Source organism: Pseudomonas sp. GW101-3H06, assembly GCF_059424605.1.
Genome location: NZ_JBWKZO010000001.1, coordinates 347,742 through 366,536, shown reverse-complemented (window position 1 = coordinate 366,536; position 18,795 = coordinate 347,742). Strand labels below are relative to the sequence as shown.

General features: G+C 60.1%; 14 protein-coding genes. 9 read left to right on the top strand and 5 right to left on the bottom strand.

The window, feature by feature from the left end:
- The first annotated feature begins 192 nt into the window (after positions 1-192).
- The 8 genes from AC07ZE_RS01715 to AC07ZE_RS01680 all read left to right on the top strand — a co-directional run bounded on the left by AC07ZE_RS01715 (position 193) and on the right by AC07ZE_RS01680 (position 8,168).
- Positions 193-1,434 carry an SfnB family sulfur acquisition oxidoreductase gene (locus AC07ZE_RS01715; protein WP_207260402.1) on the top strand — a complete coding sequence of 414 codons (1,242 nt, stop codon included), beginning with the start codon at positions 193-195 and terminating at the stop codon, positions 1,432-1,434.
- Positions 1,435-1,471: 37 nt separating this feature from the next.
- Positions 1,472-2,665, top strand: coding sequence for an SfnB family sulfur acquisition oxidoreductase (locus AC07ZE_RS01710; protein ID WP_207260395.1), 1,194 nt, complete (start codon positions 1,472-1,474; stop codon positions 2,663-2,665).
- A complete protein-coding gene (locus AC07ZE_RS01705; RefSeq protein WP_207260387.1) occupies positions 2,665-4,023 on the top strand; it encodes an LLM class flavin-dependent oxidoreductase in 1,359 nt (452 codons plus the stop codon). Before AC07ZE_RS01710 ends, AC07ZE_RS01705 begins: the two co-directional genes overlap by 1 nt.
- Positions 4,024-4,080: 57 nt before the next feature.
- Positions 4,081-4,890: a MetQ/NlpA family ABC transporter substrate-binding protein gene (locus AC07ZE_RS01700; RefSeq protein ID WP_207260385.1), complete on the top strand. Its 810-nt coding sequence runs from the start codon at positions 4,081-4,083 to the stop codon at positions 4,888-4,890.
- Positions 4,891-4,892: 2 nt separating this feature from the next.
- On the top strand, positions 4,893-6,014 hold the full coding sequence (locus tag AC07ZE_RS01695) for a methionine ABC transporter ATP-binding protein (protein WP_207260382.1): 1,122 nt from the start codon (positions 4,893-4,895) through the stop codon (positions 6,012-6,014).
- The gene (locus AC07ZE_RS01690; protein WP_207260374.1) at positions 6,004-6,648 is read left to right on the top strand and encodes a methionine ABC transporter permease; all 645 of its coding nucleotides are present in this window, start codon (positions 6,004-6,006) and stop codon (positions 6,646-6,648) included. The genes AC07ZE_RS01695 and AC07ZE_RS01690 overlap by 11 nt, the downstream gene beginning before the upstream one ends.
- Before the next feature lie 344 nt (positions 6,649-6,992).
- The gene (locus AC07ZE_RS01685) at positions 6,993-7,346 is read left to right on the top strand and encodes a DUF6124 family protein (RefSeq protein ID WP_207260373.1); all 354 of its coding nucleotides are present in this window, start codon (positions 6,993-6,995) and stop codon (positions 7,344-7,346) included.
- 195 nt (positions 7,347-7,541) lie between these two features.
- Entirely contained in the window at positions 7,542-8,168 is a 627-nt protein-coding gene (locus AC07ZE_RS01680) for a class I SAM-dependent methyltransferase (protein WP_207260372.1), read from the top strand.
- Between the two features lie 119 nt (positions 8,169-8,287).
- Here the strand turns inward: AC07ZE_RS01680 and AC07ZE_RS01675 are convergent, their stop codons facing one another.
- The 5 genes from AC07ZE_RS01675 to AC07ZE_RS01655 all read right to left on the bottom strand — a co-directional run bounded on the left by AC07ZE_RS01675 (position 8,288) and on the right by AC07ZE_RS01655 (position 17,108).
- On the bottom strand, positions 8,288-10,543 hold the full coding sequence (locus AC07ZE_RS01675; protein WP_207260371.1) for a glycoside hydrolase: 2,256 nt from the start codon (positions 10,541-10,543) through the stop codon (positions 8,288-8,290).
- A gap of 131 nt (positions 10,544-10,674) precedes the next feature.
- Entirely contained in the window at positions 10,675-13,728 is a 3,054-nt protein-coding gene (locus tag AC07ZE_RS01670) for an efflux RND transporter permease subunit (RefSeq protein WP_207260370.1), read from the bottom strand.
- Entirely contained in the window at positions 13,725-14,792 is a 1,068-nt protein-coding gene (locus tag AC07ZE_RS01665) for an efflux RND transporter periplasmic adaptor subunit (protein WP_207260369.1), read from the bottom strand. Before AC07ZE_RS01665 ends, AC07ZE_RS01670 begins: the two co-directional genes overlap by 4 nt.
- Positions 14,789-15,892: an efflux RND transporter periplasmic adaptor subunit gene (locus tag AC07ZE_RS01660; RefSeq protein WP_207260367.1), complete on the bottom strand. Its 1,104-nt coding sequence runs from the start codon at positions 15,890-15,892 to the stop codon at positions 14,789-14,791. Before AC07ZE_RS01660 ends, AC07ZE_RS01665 begins: the two co-directional genes overlap by 4 nt.
- Positions 15,893-16,016: 124 nt before the next feature.
- A complete protein-coding gene (locus AC07ZE_RS01655; protein WP_207260360.1) occupies positions 16,017-17,108 on the bottom strand; it encodes an RHS repeat-associated core domain-containing protein in 1,092 nt (363 codons plus the stop codon).
- Between the two features lie 176 nt (positions 17,109-17,284).
- Here AC07ZE_RS01655 and AC07ZE_RS01650 point away from each other — a divergent pair, with 176 nt between their 5' ends.
- On the top strand, positions 17,285-18,445 hold the full coding sequence (locus AC07ZE_RS01650; RefSeq protein ID WP_207260357.1) for an AAA family ATPase: 1,161 nt from the start codon (positions 17,285-17,287) through the stop codon (positions 18,443-18,445).
- The last annotated feature ends 350 nt before the right edge of the window (positions 18,446-18,795 follow it).

The window sequence follows — 18,795 nt, the reverse complement described above, 5'->3', positions numbered from 1 at the left end:
TATATTCCCAAAAGTTAGTTCATAAGTTTTTTATAAACGCTTAGGGTATATACACCGGACCACCGGACATTCTTGTTTTCGTTCGCCGCACCGCGGTGCTTCCATAAGATGTGAGGTAGGTATGGTCCGGAACACAATCACCCCAGTGCAGATCGCCAGGGCATTGCGTGTAGCAGCCAAGGAGTGGCGCTGATGTCCAGTCTGGCAGATGCAATCGTCCAGAGTGATCTGGATGTCGCCCCTTTGTTGTTGCCCGCACAAGTGCTGCGCAACGACGCACAAGCCATCAAGGCCGCCCATGAGCTGGCGCAAACCGCCCGCCTGCAAGCGTCCAAACGGGACCAACAGCGCAAGCTGCCATGGTCGGAAATCGAACAGTTCACCCGCAGCGGCCTGGGCAGCATTGCCATCCCGCGCGAGTACGGTGGCCCACAGGTTTCGTTCGTCACCCTCGCGCAGGTTTTCGCGATTATCTCTGCTGCGGATCCGGCCCTCGGGCAGATCCCGCAGAATCAGTTCGGCATCCTGAATCTGGTACTTGGCAGCGCCACCGAGGCGCAGAAAAAACAGCTGTTCAAAAGCGTTCTCGAAGGCTGGCGCATCGGTAATGCCGGGCCTGAGCGCGGAACAAAAAACACCCTTGAGCTCAAGGCGCGCATTACGGCCGACGGCGACGGTTTTGTCCTCAGCGGGCAGAAGTTCTATTCCACCGGTGCGCTGTTCGCGCATTGGGTCGCGGTCAAGGCGCTCAATGACGACGGCAAGCAGGTGTTGGCCTTCGTGCGTCGCGGAACGCCGGGACTGAGGATCGTCGACGACTGGTCCGGCTTCGGTCAGCGCACCACCGCCAGCGGCACGATCTTGCTCAACAACGTGCGGGTCGACGCCGAATTGGTGGTGGATAACTGGAAGATCAACGACAAGCCGAATACCCAAGGCGCCGTCTCGCAACTGATTCAGGCCGCCATCGACGCCGGTATCGCCCGGGGAGCTATCGACGATGCCATTGAATTCGTGAAAACCCGCGCGCGGCCATGGATCGATGCCAACGTTGAGCGGGCCAGCGATGACCTGTACGTGATCGCCGACATCGGCAAACTGAAAATCGAACTGCACGCCGCTGAAGCCTTGCTGCGCAAGGCCGGGCACGTACTCGATCAGGTACATGCCGCGCCGCTCACCGCCGAGTCCGCCGCCCGCGCTTCGATCGCTGTCGCCGAAGCCAAAGTGCTGACCACCGAGATCTCGCTGCTGGCCAGCGAAAAGCTTTTCGAACTGGCTGGCAGCCGCGCCACCCTCGCTGAATTCAACCTCGACCGCCACTGGCGCAACGCACGGGTGCACACCCTGCACGACCCGGTGCGCTGGAAGTACCACGCGGTCGGCGCCTATCACCTGAACGGCACGTTGCCGGCTCGCCATTCCTGGATCTGACGACCAGAACACTTTTGACCAGATCTCTGGAGAACACATGACTCATTCTCAACACGTCGCGGTCATCACCAGCGATGAGCAAGCCCTGATCGTCGCCAACGACCTGGCCGAAGACTTCAAACGCGACAGCGCCCTGCGCGACCGCGAACGCCGGCTGCCACACCCGGAGCTGGAAGTGTTTTCCCGTTCCGGCCTGTGGGGCATCAGCGTGCCCAGGGAGTACGGCGGTGCCGGTGTTTCCAACGTCACGCTGGCCAAGGTCATTGCGCTGATTGCCCGGGCTGACGGTTCGCTCGGCCAGATTCCGCAGAACCATTTCTATGCCCTGGAAGTGCTGCAGGTGAACGGCAGCGAAGAGCAGAAAAAACGCCTGTATGCCGAAGTACTGGCCGGTCAGCGTTTCGGCAACGCCCTGGCCGAACTCGGCACCAAAACCGCCCACGACCGCGTAACCAGCCTCACCCGCGACGGTGACGGCTATCGCATCAACGGTCGCAAGTTCTACGCCACCGGCGCGATTTACGCCCAGCGCATCCCCACCTCGGTAATCGATGAAAACGGTGTGCAGCAACTGGCATTCGTGCCGAGCCACAGCAAGGGCCTGACGGTGATCGACGACTGGAGCGGCTTCGGCCAGCGCACCACCGGCAGCGGTTCGGTGGTGTTCGAAGATGTGTTTGTGGCCGCAGAAGATGTGATCCCGTTCCAGAGCGCCTTCGAGCGCCCGACCCCGGTCGGCCCGCTGGCGCAGATTCTCCATGCCGCCATCGACACCGGCATCGCCCGCGCCGCCTACGAAGATGCGCTGCACTTTGTGCGCACCAAGACCCGGGCATGGATCGACGCTACTCACGAAAAAGCCACTGAAGATCCTTTGACGGTAAAGAGCTTCGGTCACTTGAGCATTCGCCTGCACGCCACCGAGGCCCTGCTGGAGCGCGCCGGTGAATTTCTCGACAGGGCCCAGGCCGACACCACTGCCGAGACTGTCGCCGCGGCCTCGATTGCGGTCGCCGAAGCCCGGGCCATCAGCACCGAAATCTCCCTCGCCGCCGGCACCACACTGTTCGAACTGGCCGGCAGCCAGGCAACCCTGAGCGAACATGGTCTGGATCGGCACTGGCGCAATGCCCGGGTGCACACACTGCATGACCCGGTGCGCTGGAAGTACCACGCCGTGGGCAATTACTACCTCAACGATGAAAACCCGCCATTGCGGGGGACCCTCTGATGGCTGCCGCTAAAAAAAAGATCCGGCTCAACGCGTTCAACATGAACTGCATCGGGCACATCAACCATGGCCTGTGGACACACCCACGGGACACCTCGACTCAGTACAAGACGATCGAATACTGGACCGAACTGGCGCAATTGCTCGAGCGCGGGCTGTTTGACGGCCTGTTCATCGCCGACATCGTCGGCGTCTATGACGTGTACCAGAACTCGGTGGACGTGCCGCTCAAAGAGTCGATCCAGCTGCCGGTCAACGACCCGCTGCTGCTGGTGTCGGCCATGGCGGTTGTGACCAAAAACCTCGGCTTCGGCCTCACCGCCAACCTCACCTACGAGCCGCCGTACCTGTTCGCCCGGCGCATGTCGACGCTGGATCATCTGAGCCGCGGGCGCGTGGGCTGGAACATTGTCACCGGTTACCTCGACAGCGCCGCCAAGGCCATGGGCCTGAGTGAACAGGTCGAGCACGACCGCCGCTACGACCAGGCCGACGAATACCTGGAGGTGCTCTACAAACTCTGGGAAGGCAGCTGGGAAAACGGCGCGGTGCTCAACGACCCGCAGCAGCGTATCTATGCGCAACCGGAGAAGGTGCACAAGGTCGAGCACAAAGGTGAGTTCTATCAGGTCGACGGGTATCACCTGTGCGAGCCGTCGCCGCAACGCACGCCGGTGCTGTTCCAGGCCGGCAGTTCCGATCGCGGCTTGCTGTTCGCCGGACGGCATGCCGAGTGCGTGTTCATCAGCGGCCAGAACAAGCCATCGACCAAGGTGCAGGTGGACAAGGTTCGCGCCAGCGCCGTCGAGGCCGGTCGCAACCCCGAAGACATCAAGGTGTTCATGGGGCTGAACGTGATTGTCGGCGCCACCGAAGAGCTGGCCTGGAAGAAGCACGCCGAGTACCTGAGCTACGCCAGTGCCGAAGCCGGTGTGGCGCATTTCTCGGCGTCCACCGGCATCGATTTCTCCGAGTACGGTATCGACGAGCCGATCCAGTACGTGAAGAGCAACGCCATCCAGTCCGCCACCAAAAACCTGCAAAACAACGACTGGACCCGGCGCAAATTGCTCGAACAACACGCCCTCGGCGGGCGCTACATCACCGTGGTCGGCTCGCCCGAACAAGTCGCGGACGAACTGGAATCGTGGATCGCCGAAACCGGCCTCGACGGCTTCAACCTGACGCGCATTGTCACGCCGGAAAGCTATGTCGATTTCATTGAATGGGTGATTCCGGAGTTGCAGCGTCGGGGGTCGTACAAGACCGCCTATGACGATGGCAGCTTGAGGGAAAAGCTGTTCAACGAAGGGGCGCATTTGCCTGAGCAACACACGGGGTCCGCGTTTCGCCGCTAAAAGCTTCGCGAGCAAGCCCAGACACCACACATTTATGCACTGACTGGAAAACTCATCATGAAAAAGAACGCCTTCTCTCACCCAGTCAAAGCACTGGCCCTGACCCTCGGTCTTTTCAGCGGCATCACTTTCGCCGCCGACGCGCCGCTGAAAATCGGCACCACCGCCGCGTTCGCCATCCCGCTGGAAGCGGCGGTCGAAGAAGCCGGCAAACAAGGCCTGAGCGTCGAACTGGTGGAGTTCACCGACTGGATCGCGCCGAACGTCAGCCTCGCCTCGGGTGACATCGACGTGAACTACTTCCAGCACATCCCGTTCCTGGAAAACGCCAAAGCCGCTTCCGGCTTTGACCTGGTGCCGTTCGCGCCAGGGATCATCAACAACGTCGGCCTGTACTCGAAAAAGTACAAGAGCTTCGATGAACTGCCCGAAGGCGCCAGCGTGGCCATCGCCAACGATCCGATCAACAGCGGTCGCGGTTTGCAGCTGCTGGCCAAGGCCGGTCTGATCACTCTCAAGCCGGGCGTGGGTTACAAGGCCACTGAAGAAGACATCATCGCCAACCCGAAGCAGATCAAGATTCTGCAGGTTGAAGCGGTACAACTGGTGCGCGCCTACGACGACGCCGATCTGGTGCAGGGCTACCCGGCCTATATCCGCCTGGCGAAGACTTTCGATGCTGGCTCGGCGCTGCTGTTCGACGGCCTCGATCACAAGGAATACGTGATTCAGTTCGTGATCCAGCCAAAAAGCAAAACCGACCCGCGCCTGATCAAGTTCGTCGACATCTACCAGCATTCGCCCGCTGTTCGCGCCGCCTTGGATAAAGCCCATGGCAAGCTCTATCAAGCCGGTTGGGAGAGCTGAACATGACGGCTGCGACCCAGCTGCGACTGGACATTCCAGCGCCCCACATTGCAGAACAAACCGAACTGCGCCCCGAGCTCAATCGTGCCCATGTCCGCTTCATCGGCCTGGGTAAAACCTACGACGGCCAGCAAGGCCCGGTGGCAGCCCTGCACGGCATCGACCTGGCGATCCAGCGCGGTGAAGTGTTCGGCATCATCGGCCGCAGCGGCGCCGGCAAGTCGTCGCTGATTCGTACCATCAACCGCCTCGAACAACCGAGCAGCGGCCGGGTGTTGATCGATCAGGTGGACATCGGCGAGTTCGATGAGGACCGACTGGTGAAACTGCGTCGGCGCATCGGCATGATCTTCCAGCACTTCAATCTCATGTCGGCCAAGACCGTTTGGCAGAACGTCGAATTGCCGCTGAAAGTCGCTGGCGTACCCAAGGAACAGCGCGACCGAAAGGTCCGTGAGCTGCTGGAACTGGTGGGCCTGGAAGCGAAACACAAGGCCTACCCGGCACAGCTCTCCGGTGGCCAGAAACAGCGTGTCGGCATCGCCCGCGCGCTGGTTCATGATCCGGCGATTCTGCTCTGCGATGAGGCCACTTCGGCGCTGGATCCAGAGACCACACAATCGATCCTCGGCCTGCTGCGCGAGATCAACCGGCGCCTGGGCCTGACCATCATTTTGATCACCCATGAGATGGCCGTGATCCGCGAGATCTGTGATCGCGTCGTCGTCCTCGAACGCGGGCGTGTGGTGGAACAGGGACCGGTCTGGGAAGTCTTCGGCAACCCGCAGCACGAGGTCAGCAAGACGCTGCTCGCCCCGTTGCAGCATGCCCTGCCGTCGGAGCTGCAAAGCCGCTTGCAGGCGCAACAGCAGTCCTCGGATAACGCCATCGTACTGCGCCTGCAATTCACGGGTTCGGCGCAGGACGAGCCGGACATTGCCGCCCTGTTCAGCGCCCTCGGTGGCCGCGTGCGCTTGCTGCAAGGTGGCGTGGAACGGATTCAGGGCCATGCACTGGGGCAACTGCTGCTGGCGGTGACCGGTTCGCCTCTCGCTGCTGAACAGTTGCGTCAGCGTGCCGGTCAATGGGCGCAGCAAGTGGAGGTGTTGGGCTATGTGGTTTGATCGCTTGCTGCTGGGCTTCGTCGATACGTTTCTGATGGTCGGCGTGTCATCGCTGATCGCGCTGCTGGCGGGCATTCCGTTGGCGGTGATTCTGGTCACCAGTTCCAAGGGTGGCATCTACGAGGCGCCGACGGTGAATCGTGTGCTGGGTGCGTTCGTGAACCTGTTCCGCTCGATTCCGTTTTTGATTTTGATGGTGGCGCTGATTCCGTTCACCCGGTTGATCGTCGGTACCACCTACGGAGTGTGGGCAGCTGTAGTGCCACTGACCATCGCCGCCACACCGTTCTTCGCGCGAATTGCCGAAGTCAGTTTGCGCGAGGTGGATCATGGCTTGATCGAAGCGGCACAGGCCATGGGCTGCCGACGTGGGCACATTGTTTGGCATGTGTTGTTGCCCGAGGCGCTGCCAGGGATTGTCGGCGGTTTCACCATCACCCTGGTGACCATGATCAATTCCTCAGCCATGGCCGGGGCGATTGGCGCCGGCGGGCTGGGCGACATTGCCTATCGGTACGGGTATCAACGCTTTGACAGCCAGATCATGTTGACCGTGATTGTGTTGCTGGTGGCGTTGGTGGCGGTGATTCAGCTGGGTGGGGATCGGTTGGCGCGCGGGCTCAACAAGCGTTGAGCGGTGATATTTCGCACAGAAAAATCAGTGTTTCCGAAGGCCAGATCCCTTTCCTTTGCAGGACATTTCCTAGATTATTCCGCTCGCTTGCGCCTGCCAGATCCGGTGGCTAGTCTCGGTCCGTCACTGCTCATCAGTGATCGGGTTTAGTAGCCCCGGACAATAGGTGCATAGCAAGTCCATGCTCGGCAATTCTTGCCGCATGCAAAATGGTAGCTGTGCGTGGGGCATCTTCGGATGCACCGGTTTTCCTATTGACCGGCCTACTACCCGCGCACAGCCACCACCCAATCGTTTAGTAGGCGGTAAGTGATGGCTCCCATGCAGCAATAGGAGCAACACTCATGGAAAAATCCGTTCCCGATCCACCAGAAAACCCCTCCAACGAAGCCGTCACCGACGACCTGCTCAGAGACCGCTCCGCCCTCTACCGCGCCATCGACTTTTACCTCACTGGCGATCAACCCTCCCCCCCCGATGAACTGCGGTTCTACAACGTCAGCAAGGACGTGAGCTTCGAAGACACTCAACTCTACATCGCGGATCTGCTGCGCTGTGCCTCGGTGACGGCGTACCAGTGTGGTGACCATCTCAAGGGTGCCGACCGGGCCATGGTGTTTTCGGTGTGGCATTTGCTGGAGATCGCCAAAGCGATGGTTGATCGGTCCATTGAGTGTTTGGGGATGAAGCAAGGCTGAGTATGGCTTGAGCCATTCGTTTGTCAGCACCACTGCCATCGCGGGCAAGCCCGCTCCCACAGTGATCTTCAGTGAACACAAAACTTGTGTACCGCCCAGAACCCTGTGGGAGCGAGCCTGCTCGCGATGGGCTGCTCAGCAGCCCCGAACCTGATGGCGTATATTCGGCAGATATCAATCGCCTGTGCAGCCACCATGAAACAGACCCCCACCGACCTCCAACAGATCACCGCCACCACCTTGGCCCATTACAACTCGGTAGCCGAGGGGTTTCGTGAAGGGACCCGTGATCACGATGTCAGCCAGAACATCGATGCGTTGTTGCGGCATATTCAAGGCGAGGCGCCGTTCGATATTCTCGATTTCGGCTGTGGGCCGGGGCGTGATTTGCAGACCTTCACCCGCATGGGCCACAAGGCTGTAGGTCTCGACGGTTCGGAAAAGCTCGCGCAGATGGCCCGTGAGGACAGTGGGTGCGAGGTCTGGCAGCAGGACTTTTTGAAACTCGATCTACCGGCCGAACGCTTCGATGGGATCTTTGCCAATGCGGTGTTGTTTCACGTCCCGCGTCAGGAGTTGCCGAGGGTGTTGAAGCAGCTACGAGCGGCGTTGAAGCCCGGTGGCGTGTTGTTCAGTTCCAATCCCCGTGGCGAAAATCAGGAAGGCTGGAATGGGGCGCGTTATGGGGCCTATCACGATCTGGCGGCGTGGCAACAGTTGCTGACCGAGGCGGGGTTTGTGGAGCTGGAACATTACTACCGGCCGGCGGGGTTGCCGCGCGAGCAGCAGCCTTGGTTGGCGAGTGTCTGGCGTAAGGTATAGAGAACTGAAATTAGCGTTGTCTGTACTGACGCTTTCGCGAGCAAGCCCGCTCCCACCTTTGATCGAGTTATCCAGACGAACGCGGTCAAATGTGGGAGCGAGCCTGCTCGCGAAGCTCTTCAGGGCATGGACGATGCCTGATACTTCAATACGGCTCCATCTGCCACAAATGCAGTGATGCCCTGCCCCGCCAGCCGCTGACCTTCAACCTCACGTTCACGCGCGTCAAAATTGGCCACCAGCCGCGTGCCATCGGCAAAAGTGGTCTGCTGCACCAGGCGATCCTCACTCAACCACCGAAAGTCGATCATCGCTTGGGTCGCCAGGCGCTCGTGCAGGGGCCGAAAGAAGGCATCCTGGCGCGCCATCAGCGGCAGCCGTTGCTTGAGCGTTTCGGCGCTGAGGTGAAACAGCGGCGGTACGTTGTAGAGCAACTGAGCCAGTTCGTTTTCGACCCGCACATTGCTCAGCTTCAGACTGTCGAACAACCAGTGATGGGAAGTGATGACCGAGCCGTGGAACACCGCCTGATAGAGCGGCAATCGCGTCTGCGGCGCAAAGTGCACCGTGCGGTAAGGTTCCTTGAGCGGCACGTTTTTGAAGAAAACCTGCGGTTGTTCATTGGGAAACCAGCGGCCCAGGAAATAGGGCGAATTCGGATGCTTGCTCATGTCCGGATCACCCCAGCCGATCACCGGTGTCTGCATGCCGTGAGCAAACACTACGCCTTGGGCCGTTGTGGCGTTGCCATCCTCGGAGCCTGTTGGCAGCTTCAAGGTTTCATTGACCCAGCGCGACGCGTCGATATTACCCTCGGCATTTTGAGCCTGGGTCAAGGGGGCCCCAGGTCGATAGCTGTCGAACAGCATGCCGGTGGCATAGGCATCGAGAAACCAGCTGTTGAAATTCGCGCGCGCCTGTACGGCCTTGATACGGGCCTCAAGCAATGGTCGTACACAACGCGGATCGGTGTAATGCCCCGATTGCTGAAAACCGCTTTTGAACCGCCCACCGCTCAAGACAATCGCACATTCCCGGTTGGCCCGAGAACCCAGGTGCGCCGTGGTCCAGTCCGGATTTTCACGGGCACTGAGCGCGGTTTCATAGGCATCGTACGGCGCCAGCAAATACCCTTGCGCGACAGCCTCGCGCACTGCCTCGGGATGCCAGAGACCGCCCTCCCAGCCCTCGCCGAGGCCTATCCAGAGCCGCGATAGCCCTGCCGCTTGCAGCTGTTCAAACGTGCGCCTCGACAAACTGCTGCCCCAACGTTCAGGGCCGTCGGTGAGTGCTTCGGCGAACTCACTGGCCAACTCCCTGCGCAACTGGCCGTAACCCTCGGCGAGTTTCTGCATGTCCGGCTCGACGACAGCCTGCCAGCCCTTTCGCACCAAGGTGTTGAGCGCGCCGTTAAGGCCGCGCAGCACTGTCGTTTGTTGATAACGGTTCAGCGGCGCTTGCACGACGCCGAGCATCTTGCGGCTTTCAATATCTAAGCTGCCTCGCAATTTGCCGGCCAGCGCCCCGTCGCCTCGCAACAGGGTCAACAACGCCGACCAGCTGCGCACGTCGTTCGGTCCGAGCAGGTCGTTGCCCCACAAATAAACATGAGTGGCGCCCAGCAGCTTGTTGGCTTCGGGTGTCTTCAGCAGTTTGTCGCTCAAGGTTTCGTATTGCCCGTTGTCGACCAACCATTGCCGATAACGCTTGGCCCCGGCCAACAGATCGGCATCCCCCAATGACAGCTTGAACGTCAGCGGAGCATCAGGCTCAAGTGAGGTGAATTGGTGATGGGTCGCCAGGACAAGAGCATTGTTTTCGGCGCTGAACGTCAGGCGATTGTTGTAGGGGTTGGTCATCAGCCAATTCAACGTGAACCCGCCGTGATCGACGCCCCAAAGGGGCAGGCTCAGATCCTGGGTGGTGTTGACTTCACCTTGATCAAGAAGGAACTTCTGCCAGCGCGCGTCACCCGCCGGTACGTAGCGCCCCTCGGCCAATGGCCAGATCAAGCCTTTGCCCATGGCATGGCCCGGTTGTTCGAGAAATTTCAGTTCTCCGGGATCGCGGGCCGTGATGGACAGCGACAGGTCTCGCTGATCGAGGACGGCACTGAGGGTCCAGGCCGCGTCGTCCCATTGCCAGTCCAGGCGATGAGCACTTTGTTTGAGTTCGCCGACCTTGTGCCTGACACCCCCCGTCGAAGCTTGCACGGGCAGGTGTTGCGCGGGAGTGACGCGGATGGCCAGCGTGGCGGGGTCCAGCTCGACGCGCCACAACGGGTTTTCCAGCACGTTGGCGGCCAGTGTCGAGGATGAAAACAGGAGAACGCCTAACAACAGCCCCCAACACAAACGACGGGTAATCCGTGACATCGAAATCCCTCCTCCTTTTGGAAAAGAGACCGTACCGAAACGCTCTGGCGCTGTAAGTAGGACCGTTCCCAAAATTTTTTTCGGGAACCATCGGCACAGCGTTGCCAGCGATGAGCACGCAGCGCTCGCCTTTAAGCCACTTCTTTCTTCGGCTCGCGAATCTTGTACCAGGCCACGTACAGCGCCGGCAGAAACAGCAGCGTCAGCAAGGTGGCGATGATAATGCCGCCAATCATCGCGTAAGCCATCGGCCCCCAGAACACTTCCCGGGCAATCGGGATCATGCCCAGGCTCGCCGCCGCCGCGGTCAGCAGGATCGGGCGACGGCGGTGTTCCGTCGCCTCCATCACCGCATCCCACTGCGAATACCCTTCGCTGACGAACGCATCGATCTGGGTTACCAGAATCACCGAGTTGCGGATGATGATGCCGATCAGCGCCAGGATCCCCAGAATCGCCACAAAGCCCATCGGCGTTCCCGTCGGTACCAACGCCAGCACCACACCGATCAACCCCAGCGGCGCGACGCTAGCCACCAGGAACAGCTTCTGCACACTGTGCAATTGGATCATCAGGAAAGTCGCCATCAAAAACAGCATCAACGGTACCACCTTGGCGATCGGCCCCTGGGCCTTGTTGCTTTCCTCCACGGTACCGCCGGTGGCAACCGTGTAGCCCACCGGTAGACTCGCGGCGAATTTGTCGATGTCAGGTTTGAGCTGCGTCACCAAGTCGGTTGGCTGAATGTCACCAAGCAGCGTGGCCTTGATGGTTATGGTGGGTTTGCGATCACGGCGCCACACCAACGGCTGCTCGAGTTCGTAGCGCACGGTGGCAAACGCCAGCAGCGGAATCGACGTGCCGCCAGGTGTGACGATCTGCAGGTTCTGCAAGGTTTCCGGCGAGCCCCGCTCGGCGTCCACCGCACGACCGACCACGTTGATCAGGTAGATGTCATCGTCGACCTGGGTCACCGTCGAGCCGCTGACAATGCTGTTCATCAGGTTCGCCACGTCCTCGGACGACAGGCCGAGCTGGCGTGCCTTGTCCTGGGCGATGTCGATGCGCAAGACCTTGCCCGGCTCGTTCCAGTCAAAAATGATCTCGCCGATGTGCGGGCTCTTGTCCAGTTCGCTGGCCAGGTCGATGGCGTGTTTGCGCACCTGGTCGATGTCTTTTCCACTGACACGGTACTGGATTGGCCGCCCGACCGGCGGCCCCATTTCCAGCGCCTGCACGTAGCTGCCGATGCCGACGAAATCCTTGCGCAGGCGCTCGCGCAGGCGGTCGCTGAGGGCTTTGCGTGCCTCGAAGTCTTTGCTGACGATCACCAGTTGCGCGTAGTACGGATTCTGCAATTGCTGATCCAGAGGCAGGTAGAAACGAATCGCGCCCTGACCGATGTAGGTGCTCCAGCGCACGATGTCCGGGTCGCCCTTGAGCGTCGCTTCGAGCTTGTCCACGGCTTTGCGGGTTTCATCGATGGAGGCGTTTTGCGGCAGGTTCAGGTCCAGCAGGATTTCCGGGCGATCCGAGGACGGGAAAAACTGGTTCTGCACAAAACGCATGCCCACCACTGACAGCAAGAACAGCAGCACGGTGATGCCGATGGCCCACCATCGATTGCGCATGCTCCACAGCAATCCGCTGTTGAAAGCCCGCCCGAGACGCCCTGGCTCAGCCGAGTGCGGCTTCACATTGGCGCTCAGAATGTGCACGCCGATCACCGGGGCGAACAGCACCGCGACAATCCATGAGACGAGCATCGCCACGGCAATCACCGCAAACAGGGTAAAGGTGTATTCGCCGGCAGAGCTGGCGTTGAGGCCAATGGGCACGAAGCCGGCCACGGTCACCAGGGTACCGGTGAGCATCGGAAATGCCGTGGAGGTATAGGCGAAGGTTGCCGCCTGCTCCTTGGTATCGCCCAGCTCCAGGCGCGAGACCATCATTTCGACGGTGATCATCGCATCGTCCACCAACAGACCCAAAGCAATGATCAACGCCCCGAGGGAAATCCGCTGCATGGTGATGCCGCTGTATTCCATGAACACGAACACCATCGCCAGTACCAGCGGGATCGAACACGCCACCACTAACCCGGCGCGCATACCCAGGCTGACGAAGCTGACCACCAGCACGATCACCACCGCCTCGAACAATGCGCTGGTGAAGCCGCCGACGGCCTCTTCCACCACTTGGGCCTGGTCGGAAACGGTGTGCACTCCGACGCCGACGGGCAAGTCGACGGTCAGGTCGATCATGCGCTGGTGCAGCGCCTTGCCGAAGACTTGAATGTTGCCGCCCTTCTGCATGGCAATGGCTAGGCCGATGGCCTGCTGGCCGTTGTAGCGAAACTCCGGGCTCATCGGATCAACGTAGCCACGGCGGATGTCAGCGACGTCGGCCAGTCGGTAGAACCGGTCATTGAGCCGCAGGTTGACGTTGGCCAGGTCTTTTTCGGACGCGAACTGCCCGGACGTGCGCACGGAAATCCGCTCGGGTCCCGCCTCGATTACCCCGGCCGGGGTCACGGTGTTCTGGGCTTGCAGGCTCTGCAATACCTGGCGTTCATCAATGCCCAGCGCCGCCAGTTTGCGCGTGGAAAAATTCAGGTAAAGGACCTCGTCCTGCTGACCGACCATCTCGATCTTGCCCAGCCCCGGCACGTCACGGATTTCGGCGCGGGCCTGCTCGACATAGTCACGCAACTGGCGCATCGACAAACCGTCGGCCGTGAAGGCGTAGACCGAGCCGAATACGTCACCGAATTCGTCGTTGAACGACGGCCCCTGAATACCCTGGGGAAACTGGCCTTTGATGTCGCCGATTTTCTTGCGCACCTGGTACCAGATTTCCGGAATGTCCTTGGCCTTGGTGGTGTCGCGCAAGTTCACGTAGACCGTGGATTCGCCCGGGCGGGTGTAGCTTTTCACGTAGTCGAGGGAGTCGAGCTCTTCGAGTTTTTTCTCGATACGGTCGGTGATTTGCTTGAGGGTTTCTTCCTGGGTCGCACCGGGCCAGCGGCTCTGGATCACCATGGTTTTGATGGTGAACGAAGGATCCTCCTCGCGGCCCAGGTTCATGTAGGAGAACACGCCCATCAGCAGGCCGACGAACATCAGGTACCAGACGAACGACTGATGCTTGAGCGCCCATTCGGATAAGTTGAAACTCCCTTTCATTGCGGGCTGTCCTCATCGACTTTCACTTTTTGCCCCGGTTTGAGGCTGTTCACACCGGCTGTGACCACACGTTCGCCGGACTTCACACCGTTGGCCAGCACCACGCTGCTGTCGGTGCGACGGATGAGGATGACATCTCGAGGGAACACGGTTTGCGCATTGGGATCGATTACCCAGATCCGGTGTTTGCCTTCGACCTCCTGCAATGCGCTCACAGGCACTTCGATGCGGGGTTTGACCGCTGAGCTCAGGGTCACGCTGATCGCCGTGCCCAGGCGGAACGCGGTCGGTGTCTCGGCCAGGGTCAGGCGTGCGCGTCGGGTGCGGGTGGTGCTTTCGGCCTGGGGTTCGATTTCCCGCACGATGGCCGTGGTATTGATCTGTGGGTTCAGTTGCGAGGCAACTTGAAACACCACGCCTGCGGGCAACTGGTCGACCAGGGTGTCCGGCAGATCGATCACCGCTTCCTTGATGTCCGGTTGTGCGAGGGTCACCACTTGCTGGCCAGCGGTGACGGTTTGCCCGGCCTCGGCATTCCATGCGGTGACCACAGCCTTGTGGTCGGCGCGCAGCTCAACGTAGTTGAGCTGATCCCTGGCCTGATTGACCGCAGCCCGGGCCTGATCGAGGGACGCCTGGGTGGTTTTCAGATCGGTCTGTGCGGCATCGAGCTGCGCCTGTGAGCCGACACCACGATCGAACAATTCCTGTTGCCGCCGGGCATTGGCCTGGGCATTGATGAATTGCGCCTGAACGCTCGCCAGATTGCCCTCGGCCGAACGCAACTGGTTCTGTTGATCGGTGGGATCAAGGGAGGCGAGCAAGGCGCCCTTTTCGACTTCCGCACCGACATCGACGCTGCGGCTGGCAATGCGCCCCGGCACCCGGAAGCCGACATTGCTTTCGTAACGAGCCTGGATGTTGCCGGCAAAACGCCCGAGGTTTTCCTCACCCAGGGTCCGGACTTCGACCGATAGCACCGGCCGCACTGTTTGCGCCGGCGGTTCCTCTTTCGAACAGCCCACCAACAACACACCGGTAAAAACCCATAACAGAGACTTCATGGTTGAGTCTCCGTGGCCAGGTCCTTGTAGGTGTTCTCGGCAATCTCCACCGTCACGCCGGGGTGCAATAACTGACCACCGGCGACGACCACTTTTTCGCCACCGTTCAGACCGGCGCTGATGATGACTTTACCGGTCAGATAGCGGCCGACGGTGACCGGGTGCAATTGCGCCTTACCCTCCCCGTCCACCAACCACACGGCGGGATCGCTGACTTTTTTGGTCAGCGCCGACCACGGCAACTGCACGGCGGCTTTGCCGCCAGTCGTGCCGGTTGCACTCACCACCGAGCCCAATTGCATGCCTGGGGGCAAGCTGTCCAGGGTGACTTTGACCTGCACGGTACCTGTCTGCTCGGAGACTGCCGGGGTGATTTCGCGCACGTTGCCGGTGGTTTTGATCGCCGGGTTATCGAGCAGGCTGACCACCACCGATCGGTCCGTCGGCGGTTCGATCAGCAGCGACTCGTAGACATTGAACACCGCGTCGCGCTCACCGTCCTGGGCCAGACTGAAAATCGGCACCGTGGCCTGTACCACCTGGCCGACCTCGGCCTGACGCGCGGTGATCACACCCGGTGCATCGGATATCAACGCGGTATAGCTCAGTTGTTCACGGGCATTGGCCAACTGCGCCTGGGCCGCCGCCAGCGAACTCTGGCTGCTGCGCAACGCCGCTTGTGCCGAGTCATATTCGCTTTGGCTTGTGTAGCCCTTGGGCAGCAGTTTTTGCTGACGCACGAAAGACGCAGCGTTCTGTTTGACCTTGGCCTGCTCGGCGACGACCTGGGCCATCGCCGAGTCAACGTTGGTTTGCAGGTCTTTGGGATCGAGCCGGGCGAGTACCTGTTTGGCGGAAACCCGGTCCCCCACATCGACCGTCCGCTGGATAATCTTGCCGCCAACGCGGAATGACAGCTCGGTCTGCACCCGCGCCTGAACATCACCGGTCAAGGTGACGCTGGCGGCGTAATCAGCCGGCGTCACCTCCTGCACGAACACCCGTGGCCGGTCCTTTTCGACGGGTTTCTCCTCACTGCAAGCGCTCAGCAAGGCCAACAGGCTCAGGCCAAACGCCATTTTCAATCCGGGACCAGCCATGCAGACTCCTTTGCGTTTTACGGGCGCGATTCGTCTGTCAGCTTAGAACAGGGTTTCAGGGGCGCACCCGATGCGGGTCAAAAAAGTCCGGGGTTAACGGTTTCTTGGTCGTCTGGCTCCGGCATTACACAGATCGCCTGCGAATATCCCTGGCCGTCGTTCCTACGCTGTCGCGGGGATTTTGCGGAAAGAGAAATTTTGGAGCATCCGTCGGACTGGCTGTCAGGGGAGGAGCTGTTGCTCCCGCAAATGGGTCTGGGGTCTGAGGCGGTGCGGTAGGTCTAGGCGAAGATGGCGTTTGGGCGTTCACTGCACGCCCTTTGTTCTCTACAAAACCCTTCAATGCAGGAATGGTTTTCGGATCACGCGCAGCCCATGCAGATCCCACTCTGCCCACCACAGCACCGGCCATGAAGGCCGCCGATATGATAGATAGAGGTCGCAGCAGCGCAGACTCACTGTCGACGGCGGCGATGATCGCGCTTGCTAAACCCGTTACGCCAAACCCTAGGCCAATGACTCCGGCAATTGCGGAAGATGCCGCGCCAAATGCAGGCTTGGCAGCCAATTGAAATACGCCACCGTTTGCTAACGCACTGTTGGCTAGCTTGAAAGGGATGACCGGTTTCAATGCGATGACTGAACTGGCGAAGGTACTGCTGCTTACAAAAAGCCTCAGGATGCTGTCGAGGGCAAACTGTCCCGTCGGATCACAGAAATTCACCGGATCCCCCTGACAATACGCATACGCATTCCACCCGCCTCGCCCGAACGAACTCAACCGGTCCGGACTGTTGAACCGCATCAGCACCGGGTTGAACGCCCGATGCCCATTGCCCAGCAAATAATGCCTGGTGACCCGATCGACCGCCTCGCCGTTGAAGCCCAGCAAACTGCCAAACCCGCTCTCGGCCCGTCGATGACCGTAGGCTGTATAAACCTGACGCGTCGCTCCACCCGGCCCGGTGACCTGCAATACGGAACGCTGCTGATCAGTGGTCAGCAGCTGACTATCAAGCACACCACCCTCGCATGATTGCAGCGCCAGCAGTTGCTTGTCGTACTGGAACACGTTCCGGCTGACCTGGCCTTGCAGTTCGGTCGTAAGATGTTCGTGGCGGTAAAATCGTTGCAGTTCTTGCTGTCCTGCAAGTTCACACCCGATCAGTTGGTCCAGAGCGTTATAGCGATAGCGGCACAATTCTGTTTTCAGCATCAGGAGTACCTCCCTCCGATGCAGCTTGCACTGTCCGAAAGTGAAGGGCACCTATCAGAACTGCTAGTCATGCATGGAAAATTGTTTCGCCAACTCGCCATGCCAGCGCAAGAAAGCTATTTTCCCTGCACTGCAAAAACCGTTGGATGCGGTAGAACAAGCCTAAGGAAGCACCCATGCTCAAGACCCTCGCGGTGGCCAATTACCGCTCGATCAACAAACTGGTGATCCCGCTGGGTCAGTTGAATCTGATTACCGGCCCCAACGGCAGCGGCAAATCCAATCTCTACCGGGCACTGCGCCTGCTGGCGGAAACCGCTCAGGGCGGAGTGGTCAATGCACTGGCCCGCGAGGGCGGACTGGATTCAACCTTTTGGGCCGGTCCGCAAACCCTCTCGCGACGCATGCGCAATGGTGAAGTGCCGATTGAGTCGACCGTACGACACGGTCCCAAACGCCTGCGCCTGGGGTTCGCCAGCGATGATTTCAGCTACTCGATTGCCCTCGGATTGCCCGAGCCGAGCCGGTCAGCATTCTCCCTGGACCCGGAAATAAAAAAGGAATGCATCTGGTCCGGACCGTTTTACCGCCCAGCCAGTCTGCTGGTAGATCGCGACGGCCCGATGATCCGCGCCCGGGCCAATCGTAGCTGGGACGTGCTGGCTCAACACACGCCGAATTTCGATAGCCTGTTCGACCAGATTGGCAGTCTGCGTAGCTCGCCGGAAGTCCTGCAAATGCGCGAGTTCATCCGTCGCTGGCGCTTCTACGATCACTTTCGCAGCGACGCCGACGCCCTAGTGCGCCAGCCACAACTGGGCACTCGCACCCCTGTGCTGCACCACGATGGAAGAGACTTGGCGGCGGCATTGCAGACCATCATCGAGATCGGCGACCCCGAAGCACTTCAGAGTGCAATCAGCGACGCGTTTCCCGGTGCACGACTGCATATCCAGCCGCTGGCCGGCGGACGCTTTGCCATTGAGTTTTATCAGGAAGGCTTGCTGCGGCCGTTGTCGGCGGCTGAGCTGTCGGACGGGACGTTGCGTTACTTATTACTGGTGGCGGCGCTGTTGACGCCGCGGCCACCGACTTTGATGGTGCTGAACGAACCGGAAACCAGCCTGCATCCGGACCTGCTGCCAGCGCTGGCGAGGCTGATTATCCGCACGTCGGAGCAGTGTCAGGTGTGGGTGGTGTCCCATGCCCGACGGTTGATTTCGGCGCTGCAAGAGGACCCGGAATGCAATTGCATCGTGCTGGAAAAAAACTTGGGGCAAACCGGAATGGTCGGGCAGCGAATGCTGGATGAACCGGCGTGGTACTGGCCCGACTGAGGGGCGCCTGGCAAAGCTTCGCAAAGACTACTGTCTTTCGGCATTTGCCGAGGCGACGTAAGACGGCTATTTTCCCTTGCGCCGTAGGACGGATCTTTATTTCAGACTCCCCCTCCAAGGACGGACCACTTTTGGCCAGACTCCCCGGCCGAACCATCACAAGGAAGAGAACATGGCAGACGTGAAAGTGCCCCAACCGATGAATTCGCAAGACATCGTCAAATGGCTGGTTGCGTTGCGCAGGGCGTTGAAGGCCGGGATGGCTTGACCTGTTTCGTGAAATCGCTCCCACATGAATTTTGCAGGCAATAAAAAACGCCGACGCTCATACCAGCCGTCGGCGTTGGAAA